Raw genomic sequence first — 3,819 nt, 5'->3', positions numbered from 1 at the left:
ACGCCGTCCACGTTGGCCGTGGAGCGGGCGTGCCGAAGCAGTAGGAGGGTGGGCATGCCAGCCAGAGTACGTCCTGCGCGACAGACGGCACGGTTCGGGAAAGAATGACGGTGTGATCGTCGACTGCGCGCTGTACCGGCACGGCCGGCGCGTACCCGCGCCCGCGGACGTCCCGGCCGTGCTCGCGCAGGCGCGCGCGGAAGAGGACACCTTCTGCTGGATCGGGCTCTTCGAGCCGTCCCGCGAGGAATTCGACGCCCTCACCCACGGGCTCGGCCTGCATCCGCTCGCGGCGGAGGACGCGGTCTCCGCGCACCAGCGGCCGAAGCTGGAGGCGTACGAGGCGGCGCTGTTCCTCGTCCTCAAGCCCGTCCTCTACGACGACCGCACGGACACCATCACCGTCAGCGAGATCAACACCTTCGTGGGCGACTCCTTCGTGGTCACCGTGCGGCACGGCGAGGCGAATCCGCTCGGGCAGGTGCGGGCCCGGCTGGAGCGGCAGCCGGAGGTGCTGGCCCACGGGCCGACGGCGGTGGTGTACGCGGTGTGCGACGCCATCGTCGACAACTACCTCGACGTCGCCGACGACTTCCACACCGACCTGGAGGAACTGGAGGCGGAGGTCTTCCGGCCGAGCGGCCGCGACCCCGGCCGCTCGGCGGGGCGGATCTACGACTTCAAGCGGCAGGCGCTGGAGTTCCGCCGCGTCACCGGCCCGCTGGCCGAGCCGATCACACGGCTGGCGGGGGCCGGGCTGCCGTTCGTCAACGAGCGGGCGCGGCCGTTCTTCCGCGACGTCGGCGACCACCTCACGCGCGTCAACGAGCATGTGGAGACCATCGACCGGCTGCTGTCCGACATCCTCGCGGCGCATCTGGCGCGGGTGGGGGTGCAGCAGAACGACGACATGCGCAAGATCTCCGCCTACGCCGCCATGGCCGCGGCACCGACCGTCATCGGCAGCATCTACGGCATGAACTTCGACCACATGCCGGAGCTGCACTGGACGCTGGGGTATCCGGCGGTGCTGCTGGTGATGGCGTCGGTGGTGCTGTGGCTGTACGTGTTCTTCCGCCGCCGCGGCTGGCTGGGGACCGGCGGCGGCTGAGGGCCGCGCCCTCCCGCCCGCGCCGGCCCCGTCGCCCCGCGTGCTGTTCGCGTCAGGCGAACTCGGTCGCGGAGCGCGGCGGCGGCCCGCCGAGGGCGTCGCGGCGCTCCGGCATCCGCAGCGAGACCATCCGCCGCCAGCCGGCGGCGCGTTCGTACGCGTACACGGCCTCGATGCCCGCGGACAGCAGCGCGCGTCTGCCGCGCGACCAGTTCAGGATCCGCCCCATGTGCGCCATCACCGCGTGGCTGACGTCCCGGTACACCCGGATCTCCGCCTGCGCCGCCTCGCGCAGCGCGGCCCGTACGCGCCGGCCGTGGCCCTTCTCGACCATGGCGAGCAGTTCCTCGTGGCAGTAGGCGAGGTGGTTGTCCTCGTCGTGGGAGATCATCCGCACCGCGCGGCCGATGTCCGGGTGGTCGCCGAAGTGCTTGAGGAGCATCCCCATCTGGTCCGACGCCCGCTGCTCGGTGACCCTGCTGTGCGCGAGGTACGTGATGACGTCGGCCTCGGTGAGCTGCCGGTCCCGGTGCAGCTGGTCGTGGGCGAGGCCGATGCCGATGCCCTCCAGCAGCATCGTGTAGTCGGTCTCGCCGGGGACCTCCACCGGCGCCAGGCCGCGCTTCTTCATGAGGGCGCCGAAGATGCGGCCGTGCTTGTCCTCGTCCGCGCCGTGCCGGGCCACCTTGGGGGCCAGCTCGCGGTACGAGTCGGGGACGAGGACGGCGATGCGGGCGTTCTCCCAGCCGCCCTGGGCCTCCCCGGCGGCGGCGATGGAGCAGAAAAGCCGGAAGGTGTCGTCGTTGTCGAGGATCTCCTTGTACAGGTCCTTGGCCGAAAGCATGTCACCGTCGCCTTTCACCGCCGGAATACACCCGTATCCGAGTGAATGACGCAGATGCGCATGACGCAACACCGCGGTGCGCACCATCCGCCATGCGGGCGATCCCGTAACCGACGGGGGCACGGTGCGTTGGGTGGGGTGACGGCCGTGGCGGGGAGGACCCCGAGCCCCCACCACGGCCGCCGCGCTGCCCGGGGCATGCCAGGGGCTGCCGTTTGCGGCGGGGCCGGCCGCCGTTGCTCAGGCGAGGCCGGCGCGCTCCAGGGCCTCCACACCGGCGCGCACGCCCGCGATGCGCTCCTCCCGCGTGAACCCGGACGGCGCCAGCGACAGGGAGGTCACCCCCGCCTCGGCGTAGGCGCGCATCCGGTCCGCGATCCGCTCCACCGGGCCGAGCAGCGTGGTGGCGTCGATCAGCTCCTGCGGCACGGCGGCGGCAGCGGCGGCCTTGTCGCCGGCGAGGTACGCGGACTGGATCTCGGCGGCCTCGCGCTCGTAACCCATGCGCCCGGCGAGGCGGTTGTAGAAGTTCTGCTTGGCACTGCCCATGCCGCCGACGTAGAGGGCGGTGTACGGGCGGAAGACGTCGGCGAGCGCGGCGACGTCGTCTCCCAGGGCCATCGGGACCGTGGGCACGATGTCGAAGCCGTCCAGGTCCTTGCCGGCCTTCGCGCGCCCGGCGCGCACGTGGCGCAGGGTGGTCTCCTCGGCGTGCTCCGGCGAGTAGAAGACGAGCAGGGCGCCCTCGGCGATCTCGCCGGTCTGCTCCAGGTTCTTCGGTCCGATGGCGGCGATGTAGACGGGGATGTGCTCGCGCACGGGGTGCACGGTCAGCTTGATCGGCTTGCCGGGGCCCCCGGGCAGCGGCAGCGTCCAGTGCTCGCCCGCGTACGACAGCCGCTCGCGCGACAGCGCCTTGCGCACGATCTCCACGTACTCGCGGGTGCGGGCGAGCGGCTTGCCGAACTCCACCCCGTACCAGCCCTCGGAGACCTGCGGCCCGGAGACGCCGATGCCGAGGCGGAAGCGGCCCTCGGTGAGGGAGTCGAGGGTGGCGGCGGTCATCGCCGTCATGGCGGGGGCGCGGGCCGGGATCTGGAAGATCGCGGAGCCGACGTCGATGCGTTCGGTCTTGGCGGCGACCCAGCTCAGCACGGTGGCCGCGTCGGAGCCGTACGCCTCGGCCGCCCAGCACACGTCGTAGCCGAGGCGGTCGGCCTCCTGCGCGACGGCGAGGTTGTCGGCGTCCATGCCGGCGCCCCAGTAGCCGAGGTTGATCCCGAGCCGCATGCGGGCCTCCCTGCTCTCCGGCGTCTCGCGCCGAGGTTTCGTACCGGTGGGTAATATATCTGTGCGACTCTAGCGCGACCGTCCCCGGCGCGCAGCGCGCCGGCCCCAGTAATCTCAACGCCCATGGAGCACAGGCAACTCGGCCGCACGGGCCTTCGCGTCTCCCGCATGGGACTGGGCACCCTCACCTGGGGGCGGGACACCGGGGAGCCCGAGGCGGCCGGACTGCTCAAGACGTTCTGGGAGGCCGGCGGGACGCTCGTCGACACCGCCGACGTGTACGCCGACGGCGGCGCGGAGTACCTGCTGGGGCGGCTGCTGGGGAACCTCGTACCGAGGCGGGACATCGTCGTCGCCACCAAGGCGGGCAGCGTGCCCGATCCCGAGCGCCGCTTCGACACCTCCCGGCGGCACCTGCTCGGCGCGCTCGACGCCTCGCTGGAGCGGCTCGGCACCGACCACGTCGACCTGTGGCAGGTGCACGCCTTCGACCCGTACACCCCGCTGGACGAGACCCTCCAGGCCCTCGACACCGCCATAGCGAGCGGCCGGGCGCGCTACGCGGGCGTGAGCA

At 72.3% G+C, this 3,819-nt stretch carries 4 protein-coding genes; 2 read left to right on the top strand and 2 right to left on the bottom strand.

The annotated features are described in order from the left end of the window. Nucleotides 1–112 precede the first annotated feature (112 nt). Nucleotides 113–1,111, top strand: coding sequence for a magnesium/cobalt transporter CorA (gene corA, locus H5J30_RS21440; RefSeq protein ID WP_181789017.1), 999 nt, complete (start codon nt 113–115; stop codon nt 1,109–1,111). A gap of 52 nt (nt 1,112–1,163) precedes the next feature. Here corA and H5J30_RS21435 read toward each other — a convergent pair whose 3' ends face one another. Further along, entirely contained in the window at nt 1,164–1,955 is a 792-nt protein-coding gene (locus H5J30_RS21435) for a ferritin-like domain-containing protein (RefSeq protein WP_181789016.1), read from the bottom strand. 240 nt (nt 1,956–2,195) lie between these two features. After that, nucleotides 2,196–3,245 carry an LLM class F420-dependent oxidoreductase gene (locus H5J30_RS21430; protein ID WP_181789015.1) on the bottom strand — a complete coding sequence of 350 codons (1,050 nt, stop codon included), beginning with the start codon at nt 3,243–3,245 and terminating at the stop codon, nt 2,196–2,198. 123 nt (nt 3,246–3,368) lie between these two features. On the opposite strand from H5J30_RS21430, the gene H5J30_RS21425 reads away from it, so the two are divergent. After that, nucleotides 3,369–3,819 (top strand): aldo/keto reductase (locus tag H5J30_RS21425; RefSeq protein ID WP_181789014.1); only part of this gene is annotated, 451 nt, incomplete at its 3' end.

This window comes from Streptomyces phytophilus, assembly GCF_013870535.1.
Taxonomy (GTDB): Bacteria; Actinomycetota; Actinomycetes; order Streptomycetales; family Streptomycetaceae; genus Streptomyces; species Streptomyces phytophilus.
Note: the sequence above shows the minus strand (reverse complement) of the source record. Positions and strands in the feature narration are given on the sequence as shown.